Below are 19,395 nucleotides of genomic sequence, written 5' to 3' on the forward strand. Positions count from 1 at the left end.
GCGCCCGGCGTGATGCCGGGCGCCCCTCCGCGTCGGTCTCCGCCCCGCTACTGGCTGCCGGTGCCGCTGCCGAACTGCGGATCCAGCGGGTTCTGGGGTTCGCCGGTCGTCGGCGCTCCCGTGGTCGGCGTCTCCGACGGTTCCTGGGTGGTCGGCGTCTCCGACGGTTCCTGGGTGGTCGGCGTCTCCGACGGTTCCTGCGTCTTCGACGGCTCGCTCGACGGGGACTCCGTGGTCGGTTCCTCCGACGGCTCCTGCGAGGGCGACTGCGAGGGGCTCGTCGTGATGCTCGGCTGGACCGCCGCGCCCTGGTCGGTCTCCAGGTCGAACCTGCTGACCTTGCTCGAGACGCCGAAGGTGTACGCCGCCCAGATCTGCGCCGGGTAGCCACCGCCGTTGATGCGGCCCTTGCCGGGGAGCAGGCCGGTCGCGCCGGTCATGGTGACCTGGGGGTGCGGCGGCTCGGCGGACTCGCCGAACAGGCCGACCGAGGTGACCAGGTCGGGCGTGTAGGCGGTGAACCAGGCCGACTTGTTGTCGTCGGAGGTGCCCGTCTTGCCCGCGACCTTCTGGCCGTTGCGCAGGGGGTTGTCCCGCACGGACTTCTGGGCCGTGCCGTCGTCGACCACGCCGGTGAGCACCGAGGTGACCGTGTCGGCGGCCTCGCGGCTGACGACCTGGTCGCCGATCGGGTCGGCCGGCTTCACCGCGTGGGCGCTGCTCTCCGCCGACTTGATGAGCGTCGGGGTGACCTTCTTGCCGTGGTTGTCGAGGGTCGCGTACACGCCGGCCATCTGCAGCGGGCTCGCGCCCATGGTGCCGAGGGTCTGCGCGGGCACGGCCTTCAGGTCCGCGGTGTCCATGCCGAGGTCGGAGGCGGTCTTGAGGACCTTGTCCATGCCGACGTCGACGCCCAGCTGGGCGAAGACGGAGTTGATGGACTTGTTCATCGCCGTCTGGACGGTGACGTCCCCGTAGTCGACGTCGTCCTCGTTCTCCGGGGCGAATCCGATGTCGCTGCCCACGACGGGGCGCTTGCTGGTGCCGTCGTAGACCGTGTTCACGCTGATCTTCTGGTCGTCCTGGGTCACCGCGCCCTGGTCCAGGGCGGCGGCCAGGATCACCGGCTTGAAGGTGGAGGCGGGCTGGTAGTCGGTGCGGGTGGCGTTGTTCGTGTAGTGCTTGACGTAGTCCACACCGCCGTACATCGCCACGACCGCGCCCGTCTTCGGGTTCACGGAGACGGCGCCCGCCTGGATGTCGCCGTCGACCGGGCGCTTCTTCGCGTCCAGCTTGCTGGTCAGCTGTTCCTTGACGGACTTCTCCAGCGCCTTCTGCTTCTTCTTCTCGATGTTGAGGGTGATGTTCCAGCCGCCGGCGCCGACCATCGCCTCGGCCTCCTGGCTGCTGTCGGCGACGCCCTGGGCGACGAGCTGCCTCTCCAGCTCGCTGTTGGCCGCCTTCACCAGGTAGCCGACCTGGCCCTCCTGGCCGGGGACGGCCTTGGGCTCCTCGGGGAACGGGAACTTCATGTCGTCGCGCTCGGCCTTGCCGAGCCAGTCCTCCTCGACCATGTTGTCGAGGACGTAGTTCCAGCGCTGCTGGACCAGCTTCTTGCCGGTGTCGCTGGCGGAGGCCCAGTCGTACTGGCTGGGGGCCTGGAGCAGGGCTGCGAGGTAGGCGCCCTGGGGGACGGTGAGCTTGTCGGCGTCGACGCGGTAGTAGGCCTGGGCGGCCGCCTGGATGCCGTAGGCGCCGCGGCCGTAGTAGCTGGTGTTGATGTAGCCGGCCAGGATGTAGTCCTTGGACTCCTCCCGGTCCAGCTTGAGGGAGATGACCAGTTCCTTCAGCTTGCGGGTGACCGTCTGTTCCTGGGTCAGGTAGTAGTTCTTGACGTACTGCTGCGTGATCGTCGAACCGCCCTGGGCGCCCTTGCCCATGACCGTGTTGAGGAGACCGCGTGCGGTGCCCTTCAGGTCGACGCCGACGTCGTCGTAGAAGCTCTTGTTCTCGGCGGCGACGAAGGCGTGCTGGACCTCCTTGGGGACCTCCGCGAGGTCGACGTTCTCCCGGTTGACGTCGCCGTCGCGGGTGAGCAGCGCGCCGTCGCTGTACTTGTAGACGTTGCTCTGGAGCTTGGCGGCGGCGTTGCCTGCGGGAATCGGCGTCGTCATGTACAGGACGATGAAGGCGCCGATGACGAGCACGCAGAAGCCCAGGAAACCGCCGAGCATCTTCTTCCAGGTGAACAGGCGGCGTATGCGGCCCTTGCCGCCCTCAGCCCCCCTGCCGCCCTTCGCCGCGCCGCGGCGGGCCGCCGCGCGGCCGCCCGCCGCGGTGCGCGTCGCACCCTGCGCCGACGACACCGACCCGGCGCGCGACGCGGGGACCGCCGTCTGCGGCGAGCGGTTCCCGGGCGCCGCGCGACGACCACCACGCTGTCGCGCTCGTCTCTCTTCCGCTCGTCCCATGAGTCCGCTCGCTCCGCTTCCTACTCGGCAGTCGCACCAGTGCCCGGAGGCAGGTCAGCTCAGAAAGCTAACACCGCTCTCTGTGACAAACGGGTCTCGATCCGGCCCCACGGGGGCGTGAGAATCAGCACCCCTGACGGGGGAACCGGCGCACCGTTCCACCGGAACCGACGTCCGAGAGCCGTCGAGGGTTGCCACCGCACGATAAAGTGATATCACTTAGATAGACCGCAGCTCATCCGCGGGCGACCACCGGACCACCGGCCCGTCCGCCCGCGAGGAACGGGGGGACCCATGTCCGCGAACGAGTCCACGCACGACCCGTCGGCCACCGCCGACGTGCCCGAGATGCCCGCCCCGCGGGTGCGCGAGTTCCCGGCCCGCAGCGTGGGCGGCGGCCTCGCCCTGCTGTCCGGACTGGTCGGACTGCTGGCCGGCGCCGCCCTGCTCGCCGCCGCCACCACCGTGACCGCGACCGGCGGCAAGGCCGCGCTCATCACCGGCGGCATCCTCGTCGCGCTCGCCGCGTTCCTCGCGATGTGCGGGCTGAACACGGTGGCGCCGGGCGAGGCCCGCGTGGTGCAGCTGTTCGGGCGCTACCGGGGGACCATCCGCGAGGACGGACTGCGCTGGGTGAACCCCTTCACCTCCCGCGAGAAGATCTCGACCCGCGTCCGCAACCACGAGACCGCCGTCCTCAAGGTCAACGACGCCTACGGCAACCCCATCGAGCTGGCCGCGGTCGTCGTGTGGAAGGTGCAGGACACCGCGCAGGCCTCCTTCGAGGTGGACGACTTCGTGGAGTTCGTCTCCACCCAGACCGAGGCCGCGGTGCGGCACATAGCCATCGAGTACCCCTACGACGCGCACGACGAGGACGGGCTCTCGCTGCGCGGTAACGCCGAGGAGATCACCGAGAAGCTCGCCGTCGAGCTGCACGCGCGCGTGGCGGCCGCCGGCGTGCGGATCATCGAGTCCCGCTTCACGCACCTCGCCTACGCTCCGGAGATCGCCTCCGCGATGCTCCAGCGGCAGCAGGCCGGCGCGGTGGTCGCGGCGCGGCGCGAGATCGTGGACGGCGCGGTCGGCATGGTGGAGGCGGCGCTCGGCCGGATCGCCGAACAGGGCATCGTGGAACTGGACGAGGAACGGAAGGCGGCGATGGTGTCCAACCTGATGGTGGTGCTGTGCGGGGACCGGGCGCCGCAGCCGGTGCTGAACACGGGGACGCTCTACCAGTGACCCCGCCCGAAGAGGGGGCCGCCCCTCGGCGTCGGCCGCAGCAGCGCAAGCAGGTGCTGCTGCGGCTCGATCCGCTGGTGCACGACGCGCTGGCCCGGTGGGCCTCCGACGAGCTGCGGTCGGCGAACGCGCAGATCGAGTTCCTGCTGCGGAGGGCGCTGAAGGAGGCGGGCAGACTGCCCGGGGAGGCCGGCCCCCTGCCCCGCCGGGGGCGGCCCCCCGGCCCTCCCGGCCCTCCCGGCGGCTCCACCCCGGGACCCCCGCCGGCCTGACCGCCCGGCCCTCGAAGCGGAGGCCCGCCGGGGCGGCCCGCGACGTCCGGCCACCACGTCCGGCCCCGGCGTTCAGCGTTCAGCCGCCACGCCCGGCCACCACGCCCAACCTCCGCGCACCGGGCGGTCGCTGTGACGAACCTGTGACAATCAGCCCCCACCTGCACCGCCGTACGGCGCGCCACCACCTCCGCACTCCGTGTATACACACCGCGTATACACCGTGTGTACAGTCGTCCTCATGTCCATCGGTCACACACTCCTCGGACTCCTGGAGTCCGGGCCCCGCCACGGTTACGACCTCAAGCGGGCCTTCGACGAGAAGTTCGGTCACGACCGGCCGCTGCACTACGGCCAGGTCTATTCGACGATGTCCCGGCTGCTGAAGAACGGCCTGGTCGAGGTCGACGGCATCGAGGCCGGCGGCGGCCCGGAGCGCAAGCGGTACGCCATCACCGACGCCGGGATCACCGACGTCGCCCGCTGGCTCGCCACGCCCGAGAAGCCCGAGCCGTACCTCCAGTCGACGCTCTACACCAAGGTCGTCCTCGCGCTGCTCACCCACCGCGACGCGGCCGACGTCCTGGACACGCAGCGCTCCGAGCACCTGCGCAGCATGCGCATCCTCACCGACCGCAAGCGCCGGGGCGACCTCGCCGACCAGCTGATCTGCGACCACGCCCTGTTCCACCTGGAGGCCGACCTGCGCTGGCTGGAACTGACCGCCGCCCGTCTGGACCGGCTGCGAGAGGCGGTGACCGCATGAGCGCCCCCGCCGGTTCGCTGCTCGCCGCGGAGAACCTCCGCAAGGCCTACGGTCCGACGCTCGCGCTGGACGGCGCCGAGTTCTCCATCCACCCCGGCGAGGTCGTCGCCGTCATGGGCCCCTCCGGGTCCGGCAAGTCCACGCTGCTGCACTGCCTCGCCGGGATCGTGACGCCCGACTCCGGCTCGATCACGTACGACGGGCAGGAACTGGCGACGATGAACGACGCCCGGCGCAGTGCGCTGCGGCGCTCGGAGTTCGGGTTCGTGTTCCAGTTCGGGCAGCTCGTGCCGGAGCTGACCTGCGTGGAGAACGTGGCGCTGCCGCTCAGGCTGAACGGCGCCCCGCGCAAGCAGGCCGAGCGGGCCGCCCTGGCGTGGATGGAGCGGCTGGAGGTCGACGACCTGAAGGGCAAGCGGCCCGGCGAGGTGTCCGGCGGGCAGGGGCAGCGGGTGGCCGTGGCGCGGTCGCTCGTCACCGACCCCCGGGTGCTGTTCGCCGACGAGCCGACCGGCGCGCTGGACTCCCTCAACGGCGAACGCGTGATGGAGCTGCTGACCGAGGCCGCCCGGTCGGCCAACGCGGCCGTCGTCCTCGTCACGCACGAGGCCAGGGTGGCCGCCTACTCCGACCGCGAGATCGTCGTACGGGACGGGAAGTCACGGGACATGGAGCGCGTCGTATGAACGTCCGCCAGTGGTCCAGGGACCTGGGCCTGGGGGTCCGGTTCGCCTTCGCCGGCGGACGGGAGGGCTGGGTCCGGGCCGTGCTGACGGCGGTGGGCGTCGGGCTCGGCGTCGCCGTCCTGCTGCTGACGACGGCGGTACCGAACGCCCTCGCGGCGCGCCACGCGCGTGAGGACGCCCGGCTCGACTGGCCGTTCGGGGCGAGCCAGCCGGCCAGGGCCGACGACACCCTGCTGATCGCCGACTCCGACACGACGTTCCGCGACAAGGACATACGCGGCCGGACGGTGGAACCGGAAGGGGCGCAGGCCCCCCTGCCGCCCGGTGTGAGCCGGTTCCCGGCGAAGGGCGACATGGTGGTCTCGCCCGCGTTGAGGGAGCTGCTCGCCTCCGACGGTTCGGCGTTGCTGCGGGAGCGGCTGCCGTACCGCGTCGTCGGGACGATCGGGGAGGCCGGACTGATCGGCTCCCGGGAACTCGCCTACTACACGGGCGCCTCCGGGCTCGCCGCGCACCTCGACGACGGCGTGGGGGCGATTCGGCTGAAGGAGTTCGGGAACCCCGAGCCGACGAAGGAGGAGACCGACCCGGTGCTGGTCCTGCTCATCCTCGTCGTCATCGTGGTGCTGCTCATGCCGGTGGCCGTGTTCATCGCCGCGGCCGTGCGGTTCGGCGGCGAGCGGCGCGACCGCAGGCTCGCGGCCCTCAGGCTGATCGGCAGCGACGGGCGGATGACGCGGCGCATCGCGGCGGGCGAGGCGATGGCCGGCTCGCTGCTGGGTCTGGTCCTCGGCGCGGTCTTCTTCCTGATCGGCCGCCAGGCGGCCGGTTCGGCCGAGGTGATGGGCATCAGCGTGTGGCCCAGCTACCTCGACCCCTCCCCCGCGCTGGCCGCCCTGATCGTGCTGGCGGTGCCGGCGGCCGCGGTCCTGGTCACCCTCTTCGCGCTGCGGGGTGTGGTGATCGAACCCCTCGGCGTGGTGCGCACGGCCCGGCCCGCACGGCGACGGCTGTGGTGGCGGCTGCTGATGCCGGTGGCCGGCCTCGCGATGCTCTACCCGATGATCGGACAGGGCCGCGAGAACGGGGACTTCAACAAGTACCTGGTGACCGGCGGCGTCCTGCTCCTCCTCGTCGGGATCACCGCCCTGCTGCCCTGGCTCGTGGAGGCGGTCGTGGCCAGGCTCGGCCCGGGCGGAGTCGCCTGGCAACTGGCCGTGCGAAGGCTGCAGTTGAGCAGCGGTACGGCGGCCCGGATGGTCAACGGCATCGCGGTGGCGGTCGCCGGGGCGATCGCACTGCAGATGCTGTTCGCGGGCGTGGACGGCGACTACACCAAGTCCACCGGCCAGGACGTCACCCGGGCGCAGATGCAGGTCCAGGTGCCGGACGGCGCCCCGATGACCGAGACCGCGCGGAAGTTCGCCGACACCGAGGGCGTCCGCAAGGTCACGGCCCTGTGGGAGGGCTACCTGGGCGACTCCTCCTGGAACGGCGAGAACGGCCCGAGCCTGAGCGCGGCGCTGACCGTGGGCGACTGCACGGCCCTGCGCGAGCTGGCGAAGCTTCCCTCGTGCGAGGACGGGGACGTCTTCGTGATCGAAGGCGCCGAGTACGCCACGGAGGGTCCGCAGCTGAACAGGCCCGGCAAGAAGCTGTACCTCGAGCAGTCCACCTCGGAAGGCAGCCGGGAGACCGTCTGGACCGTCCCCGCGGGCGTCACCACGGCCCGGTCGATCGAGGGCCTCACCGAGTGGGAGCGGGGAGGCTTCCTGCTGACGCCGAGCGCACTGCCCGAGGCGGCCGGGAAGCTGGTCAGCGGCCAGCTGTACCTCTCGTTCGACGAGTCCGTGCCCGACGCGTACGACCACGCCCGCAACACGGCGTTCCACGTGGATCCCATGGCCCGCCCGATGAACTGGTACTCCACGGAGCAGGACGAGAAGTTCACCTCCATCCGCACCGGTCTGCTCGTCGGCTCCGCCTGTGTGCTGGTGCTGATCGGCGCGAGCCTGCTGGTGTCGCAGCTGGAGCAGTTGCGCGAACGCCGCAAGCTGCTGTCCGCGCTGGTCGCCTTCGGCACCCGCCGCCGCACGCTGAGCATGTCGGTGCTGTGGCAGACGGCGATCCCGGTGGGGCTCGGTCTGCTGCTGGCCTCGGTGGTGGGCATCACGCTGGGCGGGGTGCTGCTGCGGATGACGGACACGCCGGTGGTCGTCGACTGGTCGAGCGTGCTGGCGATGACCGCCACCGGTGCCGCGGTCGTCCTCGGGGTGACGCTGCTGAGCCTGCCGCCGCTGCTGCGGCTGATGCGGCCGGACGGCCTGCGCACGGAGTGAGGCGCGCGAAGTCGCGCTCCTCCGTCCGCCGTGCTCCGCGCTCGTCCGGCCGTACGGGAGGGCGTCACGCGTTCGCTGCGAGAACGCGCACCGGCAGCGGCACCAGCGCCTCCCGCAGGGAGCCCGCCAGTTCGGCGTACTCGGCGCCGCGGGCCGCGCCGGAGCGCATGGCGAGGGCGATCCGGCGGGTGGGGGCGGGGTCGGCGAAGCGGCCGGTGAGGAGCTGCGTGCTGCGACTGGTCTCGACGGTGACGGCGGTGCGCGGCAGCAGGGTGCAGCCCAGGCCGCCGGCGACGAGCTGGACGAGGGTGGAGAGCCCGGCGGCCGTGGTGGTCACCGGGGCGTCCTCGCGGCCGGCCTCCCGGCAGATGTCCAGGGCCTGGTCGCGCAGGCAGTGCCCCTCGTCCAGGAGCAGCAGGTTCAGCTCCTTGAGGGCCTCGCGCGGGATGCCCTCGCGTCCGCCCAGCCGGTGGCCGAGCGGGGTGACGAGCACGAAGTCCTCGTCGAAGAGGGGGAGTTCGGTGACGCCGGGCATGCCGAGGGGGACGGCGAGCAGCAGCAGGTCGAGGCGGCCGGTGTGCAGTCCGTCGACCAGGCTGGCGGTCTGCTCCTCGTGGACCTGGAGGTCGAGCGCCGGGTAGCGGTCGTGGACCAGGCGCAGGACGGTGGGCAGGAGGTAGGGCGCGACGGTGGGGATGACCCCGAGCCGCAGCACCCCGGTGAACGGCGCCCGCACCGCGTCCGCCTCCTCCATCAGCGCCCCGACCTCGGCCAGCACCGCCCTGGCCCGTACGGCGAGACGCTCACCGGCCGGGGAGAGCAGCACCTTGCGCGTCGTACGCTCCAGGAGGGTCACGCCGAGGGCCTCCTCCAGCGCGGAGACGGCGCCGGACAGGGCGGGCTGGCTCATGCCGATGGCGGCGGCCGCGTCCCGGAAGTGCAGGTGCTCGGCGACGGCCGCGAAGGCCCGCAGTTGCGCCAGACTGGGCAGCCGCCTCTTGGCTCCGCCATTACCCATGGTCACTGATAACCACCTCCGATCAACCTGACCGAGTGTAGCGATTTCTGTAATCAATGCACCCTGTGCCAGCATCAGGTTCGTCCAACCCATGGGGAGCGTCCGCGATCCGGACGCTTCTTCGCTGCAAGGAGAGCGTGTGCTCACTGTCGGTGACAAGTTCCCCGAGTTCGAACTGACCGCCTGCGTCTCGCTGGAGAAGGGTGCGGAGTTCGAGCAGATCCACCACAAGTCCTACGAGGGCAAGTGGCTGGTCGTGTTCGCGTGGCCCAAGGACTTCACCTTCGTGTGCCCCACCGAGATCGCCGCGTTCGGCAAGCTGAACGACGAGTTCGCCGACCGCGACGCGCAGATCCTGGGCTTCTCCGGCGACTCCGAGTTCGTGCACCACGCCTGGCGCAAGGACCACCCGGACCTGACCGACCTGCCGTTCCCGATGCTGGCGGACTCCAAGCACGAGCTGATGCGGGACCTCGGCATCGAGGGCGAGGACGGCTTCGCCCAGCGCGCCGTCTTCATCGTCGACCCGAACCGTGAGATCCAGTTCACGATGGTCACCGCGGGCTCCGTCGGCCGGAACCCCAAGGAGGTCCTGCGGGTCCTGGACGCCCTCCAGACCGACGAGCTGTGCCCGTGCAACTGGACCAAGGGCGAGGACACCCTCGACCCGGTCAAGCTGCTGGCCGGGGAGTGACCTGAGATGTCCCTCGACACCCTGAAGTCCGCGATACCGGACTACGCCAAGGACCTGAAGCTCAACCTCGGCTCGGTCATCGGCAACTCCGACCTGCCCGCCCAGCAGTTGTGGGGCACCGTGCTGGCGACCGCGATCGCCTCGCGCTCCCCGATCGTGCTGCGCGAGCTGGCGCCGGAGGCGAAGGCGAACCTCTCGCCCGAGGCGTACGCCGCGGCGAAGTCGGCCGCCGCGATCATGGCGATGAACAACGTCTTCTACCGCACCCGCCACCTGCTGTCGGACCACGAGTACGGCAACCTGCGGGCCGGGCTGCGGATGAACGTGATCGGCAACCCCGGGGTCGACAAGGTCGACTTCGAGCTGTGGTCGTTCGCGGTCTCCGCGATCAACGGTTGCGGGATGTGCCTGGACTCGCACGAGCAGGTGCTGCGCAAGGCGGGCGTCGAGCGCGAGGTGATCCAGGAGGCGTTCAAGATCGCCTCGGTGATCCAGGCGGTCGGCGTCACCCTCGACACGGAGGCCGTCCTCGCCGAGTGACGGCGGCTTCGGCCTCGGGCCCCGTTCACCCCTAGGGGTGGGCGGGGCCCTGTCGTTCCCCGTCCGCGGTGCCCTGCCGGGCCCCGTCGCCGGAGGCTGCCACCGCCGGACCCCCGCCGTCGGGCTGAACGGACCCGTCCACGAGGGCCGGAGGGGCGGCCGGCGGGACCGGCGCCACGTCGACCGCGGTGGCGCCCCTGGGCTGCGGGGCCGTCCGCGGGGCCGGTTCGCGTGAGTAGGCGTGCAGGTAGCCCACCACCGTGTTCGTCACCGCCACCAGCGGTACGGCGACCACCGCGCCGCCGATGCTGGCGACCATGCCGCCGGAGGCGACCGCGAGGACCACCGCGAGCGGGTGGACGCGCACGGCGCGGCCCAGGATGAACGGCTGGAGGATGTGGCCCTCGATCTGCTGCACGGCCAGTACGACCGCCAGCGTCATCACCGCGGTGAACACACCCTGCGTGACCAGGGCGACGACGACGGCGAGCGCCCCGGAGGCGACCGCGCCGACCAGCGGGATGAAGGAGAACAGGAAGATGAAGACGGCCAGCGGCACCGCCATGGGCACGTCGAGGAAGTAGATGCCGAGGCCGATGAAGATGGCGTCGATCAACGCCACCACCACCGTGCCGCGCACGTACGCCGTGAGGGTCGCCCAGGCCCGCGGGCCGGCGCCCGCGACACCCGGCCGGGCGGCGGCGGGGACCAGCTTGAGGGTCCACTGCCAGATGCGCCTGCCGTCGTAGAGCAGGAACAGCGTCGAGAAGAACGACAGCAGGATGCCGGTGAGGGCCTCCACGACGACGGTGACGCCCTCCAGGCCGGCGGAGGTTATCTCGTCGGTGTTGGCGCCGACCGCCTCGCGCAGGTTCTTGGCGATCCCGTTGATCTGCTTGTCGGTGACGTGGAAGGGGCTGTTGAGGAGCCAGCGGCGGAGGTCGTCGATGCCGTCCTGGACCTGGTCGGAGAGGTTGTCGATGTTCTCCATGACCTGCCAGGTCACGAACCAGCCCATCAGGCCGATGACGACGAACCCGAGGATCGCCGTCAGCGCGGTCGCGGGCCCGCCGGGGACACCCAGCCGCTTCAGCCGGGCCACGGTGGGTTCGAGGAGCGCGGTCAGCAGCAGGGACACCACGAAGGCCAGCACGACCAGTTGGACGGCGGTGATGACCTTCATCAGGACCCAGACGGTCCCGGCGAGCACCAGCAGCCGCCAGCCCGCCTCGGCGGCGACCCGGACGCCCCACGGGACGACCTGTGCCGGGTCGGGGCGCGGCGCGGGCGGCGGCAGTTCCCCGGTGGGCGCCACCGGCGTCTCGGGCACCGCCGGTTCGGGTCCGGCACCGCTCTCCCGGTCGGCCTCGGCCCGACGTTCGTCGAGCCGCTCACCCATCTCGGTCAGACCGGCACCGAGCCGGCCGAGCCACCCTGGCACTCTCGACATGATCCGCCTTCTTCCCCCGTCTCTCCCCACCACTCACCCCTGGAGTCGTCGGCATCGACCGTACAGGGCGAAAGCCCCTCCCCCTAGGACGGGGAGGGGCTGCGCGGGGTTGCGAAGGACCGGCTCGGTACGGGCCGTCAGTACGAGCCGTTGGCCTGCCAGTAGGCCCAGGCGTCGCACGGGCTGCCGTAGCGGTCGTTCATGTAGTTCAGGCCCCACTTGATCTGGGTGGCCGGGTTGGTGCGCCAGTCGGCGCCGGCCGACGACATCTTCGATCCGGGGTAGGCCTGGACGAGGCCGTAGGCGCCGGAGGAGGGATTGACGGCCTTGTAGTTCCAGCCGGACTCGTGGTCCACGATGTTGCTGAAGCACTGGAACTGCCCACCGGGAATGATCTGGCGGGCGATGGCCTGCACCTCGGCGACCGAGTACGACCCCTGCTGGGTGAAGGTGGCGCTGCCCGCGGCCGACTGCGTCGCGGTGTCGGCCTTCGTCCGCGCGCGCTCCTCGGCCTCTTTCTCGGCCTTCTCGGCCTCTTCCTCGGCCTTCGCCTCGGCCGCGGCGGCCTTCTGCTTGGCGACCGCGTCCTCGGCGGCCTGTTTGCGGGCCGTCTCCTCCGCCGTCTTCTTGGCGGTGGCGTCGGCGGCGACGGCCTGGGCGTCGGCCTGCCGGGCCAGCGAGGCAGTCTGCACCTGGGCCTGTCGGCCTGCGGGTAAGTCGGCGAGCAGTACCGAACCGCCGGTCGCCTGGGCGTCGTCGGCGGTCTGCACGGCGTCGCCCTGGGCCACGCCCATGACGGCGCCGACGGTGGTGACCGCGGTCGCCGAGGCCACGGCGAATCCCCTGGCCGATATCGGACTCACACGGATTCCTTCTGCTGTGCCGTCAGGTGAAGGGGAACGGCGGCGGGAGCCGCCCGCGCTCAGTACCAGTGGTTGGCCTGCCAGAACGACCAGGCGTCGCACGGGCTGCCGTAGCGGTCGTTCATGTAGTTCAGCCCCCACTTGATCTGGGTGGCCGGGTTGGTCTGCCAGTCGGCGCCCGCAGAGGCGTACTTGCCGGCGGGCAGCGCCTGGAAGAGACCGTAGGCGCCGGAGGAGGCGTTGACGGCGCGGTAGTTCCAGCTGGACTCGTGGTCCACGATGTTGCTGAAGCACTGGTACTGACCGCCGGGCACCATCTGCTGCGCCATCGCCTGGATCTGGGCGATCGAGTAGGAGCTCTGGATGGGGAAGTCGGCGGAGCTGCGGCTCGCGGCGGCCTTGGCCTCGGCGCGTTCCTTGGCGTCCGCGGCCGCCTTCTCGGCGGCCTCCTTCTTCGCGATCGCGGTCTTGGCGGCGGCCTTGCGGGCCGCTTCCTCAGCGTCCTTCTTGGCGCTTTCGTCCGCGGCGATGGCCTGGACACTGGCCTGCTGCGTCAGGGAAGCGGTCTGCACCTGGGCCTGCTGGCCCGCGGGGATGTCAGCGAGGAGCGTCGTCGCGTCGCTTGCCGTCGCTTCCGCGTCGTTGGGCTGCGCGATGCTGCCCGAGGCAACACCGACCACGCTTCCGACGGCGGTGACCGCGGTGGCCGAGGCCACTGCGAATCCCCGGACCGAGATCCGGCTCACACGGTTTCCTTCCAGCATCGCCCGCTTCGGTGACCCTGGCGGACGCAATCGTGCCCCTGAACACTGGCCTCCGAACTGCGGGGTCACGGGAGGCGCGGGCCCGGTGGGCAACTCCCTGTTCGGGAGCGCCGCGTGGTGCTCGGGCGGCATACGACGAAGCTATGGAGTTGGTGTGGTGCCGTATCGCTGGCGATACCTGTGTGTCGTATGCGGGGCCTGACAGGATGGAGACTCTGCCGTAACCCGACGCCGGGTGGCAATTCCGAGTTGCGTGTGAAAGCTCACATCCCGTTTCGCCCTGGGTGTTTCCTCGTTCGCCCACACACGAAGGCGCCGCCCGGCTAGGCTCACAGCCTTTGCCGAGCGGCGCCAACTGTCCGACGACGCCCACGAAACCGGGCGGTCCGGTCAGATGTGACCGTCCTCCAGCATTTCGGTCACAAGAGCCGCGATCTGGGACCTCTCGGACCGGTTCAGGGTGACGTGCGCGAAGAGCGGATGCCCCTTCAGTTTCTCCACGACGGCGACGACCCCGTCGTAGCGGCCGACCCGGAGATTGTCCCGCTGCGCCACGTCGTGGGTCAGAACGACCCGCGAATTGGCGCCGATCCGGGACAGAACGGTCAGCAGGACGTTCCGCTCCAGCGACTGGGCCTCGTCCACGATCACGAACGCGTCGTGCAGCGAGCGGCCGCGGATGTGGGTGAGCGGCAGGACCTCGAGCATGCCGCGGGCGGTGACCTCCTCGATGACCTCGCGGCTGGTGACCGCGGACAGCGTGTCGAAGACCGCCTGCGCCCAGGGGCTCATCTTCTCGGCCTCGGAGCCGGGCAGGTAGCCCAGTTCCTGCCCGCCGACCGCGTACAGCGGGCGGAAGACCATCACCTTCTGGTGCTGGCGGCGCTCCAGGACCGCCTCCAGGCCGGCGCACAGCGCGAGCGCCGACTTGCCGGTGCCGGCCCGGCCGCCCATCGACACGATGCCGACGTCCGGGTCGAGCAGCAGATCGAGCGCGATGCGCTGCTCGGCGCTGCGGCCCTTGATGCCGAACGCCTCCCGGTCGCCGCGCACCAGCCGCACGCCGCCGTCGGCCGTGACCCGGCCGAGCGCCTTGCCGCGCTCGGACTGGATGGTCAGGCCGGTGTGCACGGGCAGCTCGGAGGCTTCCGGGACGTGCACGCGTCCTTCCTCGAAGAGGATGTCCACCTGTTCGCCGGGCAGCGTCAGTTCCGACATTCCGGTCCAGCCGGAGGAGTCCGTGATGGCCAGTTCGGCCCGGTACTCCTCGGCGAGCAGTCCCACGGAGGACGCCTTGATCCTCAGCGGGAGGTCCTTCGACACGACGGTGACGTCGAACCCCTCGGCCTGGAGGTTGCGGGCGACCGCGAGGATGCGTGAGTCGTTGTCCCCCAGGCGGTAGCCGGTGGGCAGCACGCTGGGGTCCGAGTGGTTCAGCTCGACACGGAGGGTGCCGCCCAGCTCCCCGATCGGAATGGGGGCGTCGAGACGGCCGAACTTCACCCGGTAGTCGTCGAGCAGGCGCAGGGCCTGCCGGGCGAAGTAGCCGAGTTCGGGATGGTGCCGCTTGGCCTCCAGCTCGGTGACCACGACGACGGGGAGCACGACCTCATGCTCGTCGAAGCGGTTCATGGCGTGCGGGTCGGCCAGCAGGACGCTGGTGTCGAGAACGTAGGTGCGCCGGTCTGGCTTGTGGCGCTTTGCGCTGGTCACCACGGAAGGACGTACCCCCTCGGATGAGGTCGGGGAGCGACGGAGTGGAGCTGGACCGGAATTCGACCGCCTGCACGGGCCGAAAACCGGCCCTCCGCTGCGTCCGTGCGGACCGCACGATCGGGCTGGTGCAAAGGGCCTCCCGGGCGGACGGCCCCGTGCCGTCCGCTGAGATCCGACACCCGTGGTTCGGGCGTCGACCTGCTTGGTCTATGCCCTCGAAAACGCGCCGCCATGCCACGGCACATGACGGCGCGTCGATGAACTCCTTGTTACTTCTGCTCCGGACGGGGTACCCGGGGGCTTTCACCGGGGGGGGCGGGAAGGTGCGGCCGGGTCCGTGGGTACGACCGGCCGGCCGTGGTGTCTTCGGTGCGTACGACGGTGCTGTCGTCGGCGGGGACGGCCGCGCTGTCGTCGGTGCGTGCCGTCGTCGGCGCGTACGGCCGGAAACGGCCGTCGTGCCGGTGGTGCGGTCGGCTCAGCCGCCGAAACGCCGGTGCCGGGCCTCGTAGTCGCGCAGGGCACGCAGGAAGTCGACCTTGCGGAAGGCCGGCCAGAACACGTCGCAGAAGTAGTACTCCGAGTGAGCGGTCTGCCACAGCATGAATCCGGACAGCCGCTGCTCGCCGCTGGTGCGGATCACCAGGTCGGGGTCGGGCTGGGCTCCGGTGTAGAGGTGGCGGCCGATCATGTCGATGTCGACGGACTCGGCGAGGTCCTCCATCGAGACGCCCTTGTCCCGGGCATCGAGGATCATCGAGCGGACCGCGTCGGCGATCTCCTGGCGGCCGCCGTAGCCGATGGCGACGTTGACGAGTATCCCGTCGACGTCGGCGGTGGCCTCCTCGGCCTCCTTCAGCGTGCGCTGCATGCCGGCCGGCAGGAGGTCGGGCGTACCGACGTGGTGCACGCGCCAGCGGCCGTCGGCGGCGAGGGTGCGGACGACGTCCTCGATGATGCCGAGGAGGGGGACCAGCTCCTCCTCGGCGCGGTCGAAGTTGTCCGTGGACAGCAGCCAGAGGGTGACGACGCCGACGTCCGTCTCGGAGCACCAGCCGAGGAACTCCTCGATCTTGTCGGCGCCCGCCCGGTGGCCGTGCACGGTGGTGGAACCCGCGGCCTTCGCCCAGCGCCGGTTGCCGTCCATGATCACGCCGATGTGCTTGGGCACCTGAGCGTGGTCCAGGTGGCCTTCCACCCGGCGCGCGTACAGCCTCACCAGCAGGCCGCGCAGCTTGTCGCGCAGGTTCACGTGAATGTCAGCCCCTCCGTGCGGTGGCGGTCCCCGCGGGCGGCAGCCTACCCCCAAGGGAGCCTGGGCGGGCGGGCGGGGTGCGGGAGGTCCTTGCGGGACCCCGACCCGCGCGAGCACAAAAAACGGGCCGGTCCGTGGGGGGGATACGGACCGGCCCGAGGGGGGGTTTCCACCATAACCCTTCGTGAGGGATGCCGTGTGCATCGGCGCGCCACAATTACTCTCCGGAGCCGTCCGGCGACGGGGCGCTGACGGGTCGGGGTGGGATTCGCAGGTGGTTCATGGCCGAAGGCGGCGGAATCCAGGCCGACCGCCCCGGACGCCGATGAAAGCGGAGGTTTTTGCGCCGATTGAGCCCCGACCGGGCCGCGCGGCCGATTTCCCCCCGACGGGCTAACCCCGGCCGCACGTCCGCTTGACGCGGCACGTCACCGCGCAGCCCCCTCCGCTGCGCGGTGACGCCCGCGCAGCTTTGCTGGCGCGAATTGCCTGGCGTCGAATCTACCGGAGGCGGGGCGGCGGTCCGGACCAACTCCGATAACGATGTGGAAACCCTGTGGAGATGGTGAGGTGATGTGTGAAGGTGTGGGTCGAATGCCCTTTTCGCACGGGGTCGTTGTCCCGGTGCGGGTCCGGAGGACGACCTACCTCGTGAGGTCCGACGGGGCCGACGGGCGCAAACACGTCGCGGCTCCCGGAGCGAGCGGGAGGAGAAGGGGAGTTGGGCGAGCAGGTCCAGTAGGTGGGCGAAGTTCGGTGAGCGCGGCCGGGGTTGACGGCCAGGGAGGTGACGGCCGGGCCGCGCGCCCGAGGGCCGGGCTCGCGGCCGGAGCGCCGGCACGTGCTACGGGGCGGTATCCGGACCCCCTACGGGGCCGGTCTGCGGGCGTCGACGAGGTGGCGGGTGCTGTGCGCCACGAAGGGTCCCTCGGACTCGATCCGCTCGTGCAGGGAACGGAGTTGCTCCTCGTACCGGTCCACGGTGAAGTCGGGCACCATCCACACCACCTTGCGCAGGAAGTGGACGACGGCGGCGATGTCGTGGAACTCGACGCGGCGGGGCCGGTCCTCGCCGTTGCGCGACGACGACTGCCGGGGGTCGTTCCCCTTGGCCGGCACCGTCACTTCACCAGGGGTCGTACGTCGTCGCCCACGAACCGGATGAAGCCCTCGGGGTCGGGTTCGTCGGCGGTCGGCAGGAGGACGACCGTGTCGGCGCCCGCCTCGGCGTACCGCCGGACCCGCTCGGCGACCTCGGCCGCGTCCCCGGCGACGCCCAGGCCGGGCACGTCGGAGAGACCGGTCGCGACCAGCTCGCGCCGGAGGCGGGCGGCGGCGTCCTCGCCGGTGGCGGTGAAGAGATAGACGACGATCTTGTGCGGGGCGGCGTCCCGGCCGGCCGCCGCCCTGCCCTCCGCCACCAGCCGACGGGCCTCGCGCACGCCCTCCGGGGTGAAGACCTCGTTGAGGACCGTGCCGTCCGCGACCTCGCCGGACAGCCGCAGGGTGCGCGGGCCGATCCCGCCGACCAGCACCTCGGCCCCGCCCGGCGGCGGCCAGTCGAGGGCGACGTCGTCCAGCGTGACGTACCGTCCCCGGGTCGTGATCCGCTCTCCGTCCAACAGGCCGCGCAGGGCGAGGGTGTACTCGCGCAGCAGGGTCAGCGGGGAGGCGGGGCGGACGCCGACCTGGCCCATCCAGTCCTGGACGCCGTGGCCGATGCCGAGGCTGACACGGCCGGGGAACATCCGGTGCAGGGTGGCGGCCTCCATGGCGGTGACGGCGACGTTGCGCAGCGGCACCGGCAGCAGACCCACCCCGATCCGGACCCGCTCGGTCCAGGCGAGCGCGGCCGCGGCGGCCGAGATCCCGGCTTCCCGGAAACAGTCCTCGAAGACCCACAGCTCGTCGAGTCCGGTGGCGTCCGCGAGACGGGCGATCGTGCGGAGCCGCTCCGGGGGCAACTGCGGGCGGAAGATGGCGCCGAGTTCGGTCATGATCCCTTCCTATCCGGGCGTCCCCGTCCGGACAACTCCTTTACCGCGCAGCCGGGTCGGCGGGTCCGTGGGGCTCACCGCCGCCGCGTTCGTGGTGCAGCAGGACGACGCCGTTGCCGAAGGTACGGGTCCCGGCCAGCCGGAGACCCGCCGGGGCGGAGCCCTCCGCGAACAGCGGGGTGCCGCCGCCGACGAGCACCGGATGGACGTAGATCCGCAACGCGTCGACGAGCCCCTGCCGCAGGAAGGCGGCCGCCACGTGCGCGCCGCCGAGGACCAGGTCCCCGCCGGGCCGCTCCTTGAGGGCGCGCACCTCCTCCGGTACGACGTCCCGCACGACGGTCGTGTTCCAGTCGGCGTGCTCCATCGTCCGCGAGTACACGATCTTCGGCTTCTCCCGCCAGATCCCGGCGAACTCGGCCACGGGGGCGGGGGCTTCGGGGTCCTGGTCGGCCGTGGGCCAGAAGCCGGCCATCAGCTCGTGGGTGACCCGGCCGCTCAGGAAGGCGCCCGCCTCGCGGAGGGTGTCGTTGAAATGCTGATGCAGTTCCTCGTCGACGCGGTGCCATGAGATGTCCCGGCCGGGACCCTCCATGTACCCGACGGAGACGGAGGCGGTCAGGACGATGTCACGCATGGCGGTGCTCCTCGCCGGTCCTCGGCCCCCTCTTCTCACGGTGTCACGGGAGGGGGTGTGGTGGGGGTGGGTCGGGGATACGGTCGGGCCGTGTCGTATCGGGTCGGGTCGGGTCGGGTCGGGTCGTGGGAGTCGGTACCGGGGGTGCTGGGCTCGCGGGGTCGGCGGTGGATCGGAACTGGGGACGGGGAGGGGTATGGGACGGCGGTTCCGGGACGGGCGGGGGCGGCTGGTCGTGCGGGGTGCGGGCGGGGCGGCGGTGACGGTCCCGTTGGAGATCGCGGCCTCGTACCGCGCCCGGACGAGGGGGCTGCTGGGGCGGGACGCGGTCGAGGGCGCGCTGCTGCTGTCCCCCGCCGGCAGCGTGCACACCTTCGGCATGCGGATGCCCATCGACGTCGCCTACCTGGACCGCCACCTGACCGTCCTGTCCGTCCGCACCATGCGCCCGGGACGGCTGGGCCTGCCCCGGCCGAGGTCACGTCATGTGCTGGAGGCGGAGGCGGGGGTCATGGCGGGGTGGGGGGTGCGGGTGGGAGCCCGTATCGAGGTGGAGGCCGATTCCGGGCCCTCTGCGTGAGGGACCGCTGCTAGGGCGTGTTTCGAAAGTCCCGTCTGCCCGGCGACGTCTGGCACGCACGCTCGCCGCGTTGTCGGGGTCGCCCCGATACAACCAGTATCGGGG

17 protein-coding genes and 1 pseudogene are annotated in these 19,395 nt (G+C 71.3%); 8 read left to right on the plus strand and 10 right to left on the minus strand.

The annotated features are described in order from the left end of the window. Positions 1–47 precede the first annotated feature (47 nt). The gene (locus tag AB0N31_RS34340; protein WP_366062435.1) at positions 48–2,471 is read right to left on the minus strand and encodes a transglycosylase domain-containing protein; all 2,424 of its coding nucleotides are present in this window, start codon (positions 2,469–2,471) and stop codon (positions 48–50) included. Positions 2,472–2,765: 294 nt separating this feature from the next. Between AB0N31_RS34340 and AB0N31_RS34345 the strand changes: the two genes are divergently transcribed. The 5 genes from AB0N31_RS34345 to AB0N31_RS34365 all read left to right on the plus strand — a co-directional run bounded on the left by AB0N31_RS34345 (position 2,766) and on the right by AB0N31_RS34365 (position 7,776). Further along, on the plus strand, positions 2,766–3,713 hold the full coding sequence (locus tag AB0N31_RS34345; RefSeq protein ID WP_366062436.1) for an SPFH domain-containing protein: 948 nt from the start codon (positions 2,766–2,768) through the stop codon (positions 3,711–3,713). Next, positions 3,710–3,985: a hypothetical protein gene (locus AB0N31_RS34350; RefSeq protein WP_366062437.1), complete on the plus strand. Its 276-nt coding sequence runs from the start codon at positions 3,710–3,712 to the stop codon at positions 3,983–3,985. The genes AB0N31_RS34345 and AB0N31_RS34350 overlap by 4 nt, the downstream gene beginning before the upstream one ends. Positions 3,986–4,226: 241 nt before the next feature. Continuing rightward, entirely contained in the window at positions 4,227–4,751 is a 525-nt protein-coding gene (locus AB0N31_RS34355) for a PadR family transcriptional regulator (RefSeq protein ID WP_366062438.1), read from the plus strand. Then, the gene (locus tag AB0N31_RS34360; protein WP_366062439.1) at positions 4,748–5,437 is read left to right on the plus strand and encodes an ABC transporter ATP-binding protein; all 690 of its coding nucleotides are present in this window, start codon (positions 4,748–4,750) and stop codon (positions 5,435–5,437) included. Before AB0N31_RS34355 ends, AB0N31_RS34360 begins: the two co-directional genes overlap by 4 nt. Continuing rightward, a complete protein-coding gene (locus AB0N31_RS34365) occupies positions 5,434–7,776 on the plus strand; it encodes an FtsX-like permease family protein (protein ID WP_366062441.1) in 2,343 nt (780 codons plus the stop codon). The genes AB0N31_RS34360 and AB0N31_RS34365 overlap by 4 nt, the downstream gene beginning before the upstream one ends. A 64-nt stretch (positions 7,777–7,840) precedes the next feature. Here the strand turns inward: AB0N31_RS34365 and AB0N31_RS34370 are convergent, their stop codons facing one another. Further along, positions 7,841–8,794: a hydrogen peroxide-inducible genes activator gene (locus AB0N31_RS34370; protein WP_366062450.1), complete on the minus strand. Its 954-nt coding sequence runs from the start codon at positions 8,792–8,794 to the stop codon at positions 7,841–7,843. Between the two features lie 139 nt (positions 8,795–8,933). On the opposite strand from AB0N31_RS34370, the gene AB0N31_RS34375 reads away from it, so the two are divergent. Continuing rightward, positions 8,934–9,488 carry a peroxiredoxin gene (locus AB0N31_RS34375; protein ID WP_363092585.1) on the plus strand — a complete coding sequence of 185 codons (555 nt, stop codon included), beginning with the start codon at positions 8,934–8,936 and terminating at the stop codon, positions 9,486–9,488. A gap of 6 nt (positions 9,489–9,494) precedes the next feature. Further along, a complete protein-coding gene (locus tag AB0N31_RS34380) occupies positions 9,495–10,028 on the plus strand; it encodes an alkyl hydroperoxide reductase (RefSeq protein WP_363092586.1) in 534 nt (177 codons plus the stop codon). 31 nt (positions 10,029–10,059) lie between these two features. On the opposite strand, the gene AB0N31_RS34385 is transcribed toward AB0N31_RS34380, so the two are convergent. The 8 genes and pseudogenes from AB0N31_RS34385 to AB0N31_RS34420 form a co-directional block, all read right to left on the minus strand. Further along, positions 10,060–11,478 carry an AI-2E family transporter gene (locus tag AB0N31_RS34385; RefSeq protein WP_366062442.1) on the minus strand — a complete coding sequence of 473 codons (1,419 nt, stop codon included), beginning with the start codon at positions 11,476–11,478 and terminating at the stop codon, positions 10,060–10,062. A 137-nt stretch (positions 11,479–11,615) separates the two neighbouring features. Continuing rightward, complete coding sequence (locus AB0N31_RS34390; RefSeq protein ID WP_366062443.1) at positions 11,616–12,341, minus strand: transglycosylase SLT domain-containing protein; 726 nt, start codon at positions 12,339–12,341, stop codon at positions 11,616–11,618. 59 nt (positions 12,342–12,400) lie between these two features. Continuing rightward, positions 12,401–13,087, minus strand: a complete 687-nt coding sequence (locus tag AB0N31_RS34395; protein ID WP_366062444.1) for a transglycosylase SLT domain-containing protein — start codon at positions 13,085–13,087, stop codon at positions 12,401–12,403. A 408-nt stretch (positions 13,088–13,495) separates the two neighbouring features. Then, on the minus strand, positions 13,496–14,821 hold the full coding sequence (locus AB0N31_RS34400; RefSeq protein WP_366062445.1) for a PhoH family protein: 1,326 nt from the start codon (positions 14,819–14,821) through the stop codon (positions 13,496–13,498). A 478-nt stretch (positions 14,822–15,299) separates the two neighbouring features. Then, positions 15,300–16,073, minus strand: coding sequence for an isoprenyl transferase (locus tag AB0N31_RS34405; RefSeq protein WP_366062446.1), 774 nt, complete (start codon positions 16,071–16,073; stop codon positions 15,300–15,302). A gap of 870 nt (positions 16,074–16,943) precedes the next feature. Beyond that, positions 16,944–17,132: pseudogene (locus AB0N31_RS34410) on the minus strand (SAM-dependent methyltransferase); the annotation flags it as partial. 65 nt (positions 17,133–17,197) lie between these two features. Then, the gene (locus AB0N31_RS34415) at positions 17,198–18,073 is read right to left on the minus strand and encodes an LLM class flavin-dependent oxidoreductase (RefSeq protein WP_366062447.1); all 876 of its coding nucleotides are present in this window, start codon (positions 18,071–18,073) and stop codon (positions 17,198–17,200) included. 40 nt (positions 18,074–18,113) lie between these two features. After that, positions 18,114–18,710 (minus strand): dihydrofolate reductase family protein, encoded by a 597-nt coding sequence (locus AB0N31_RS34420; protein WP_366062448.1) that lies wholly within the window; start codon positions 18,708–18,710, stop codon positions 18,114–18,116. A 196-nt stretch (positions 18,711–18,906) separates the two neighbouring features. Between AB0N31_RS34420 and AB0N31_RS34425 the strand changes: the two genes are divergently transcribed. Continuing rightward, positions 18,907–19,290: a DUF192 domain-containing protein gene (locus AB0N31_RS34425; protein ID WP_366062449.1), complete on the plus strand. Its 384-nt coding sequence runs from the start codon at positions 18,907–18,909 to the stop codon at positions 19,288–19,290. Positions 19,291–19,395 lie beyond the last annotated feature (105 nt).

This window comes from Streptomyces sp. NPDC051051 (genome assembly GCF_040682975.1).
Taxonomy (GTDB): domain Bacteria; phylum Actinomycetota; class Actinomycetes; order Streptomycetales; family Streptomycetaceae; genus Streptomyces.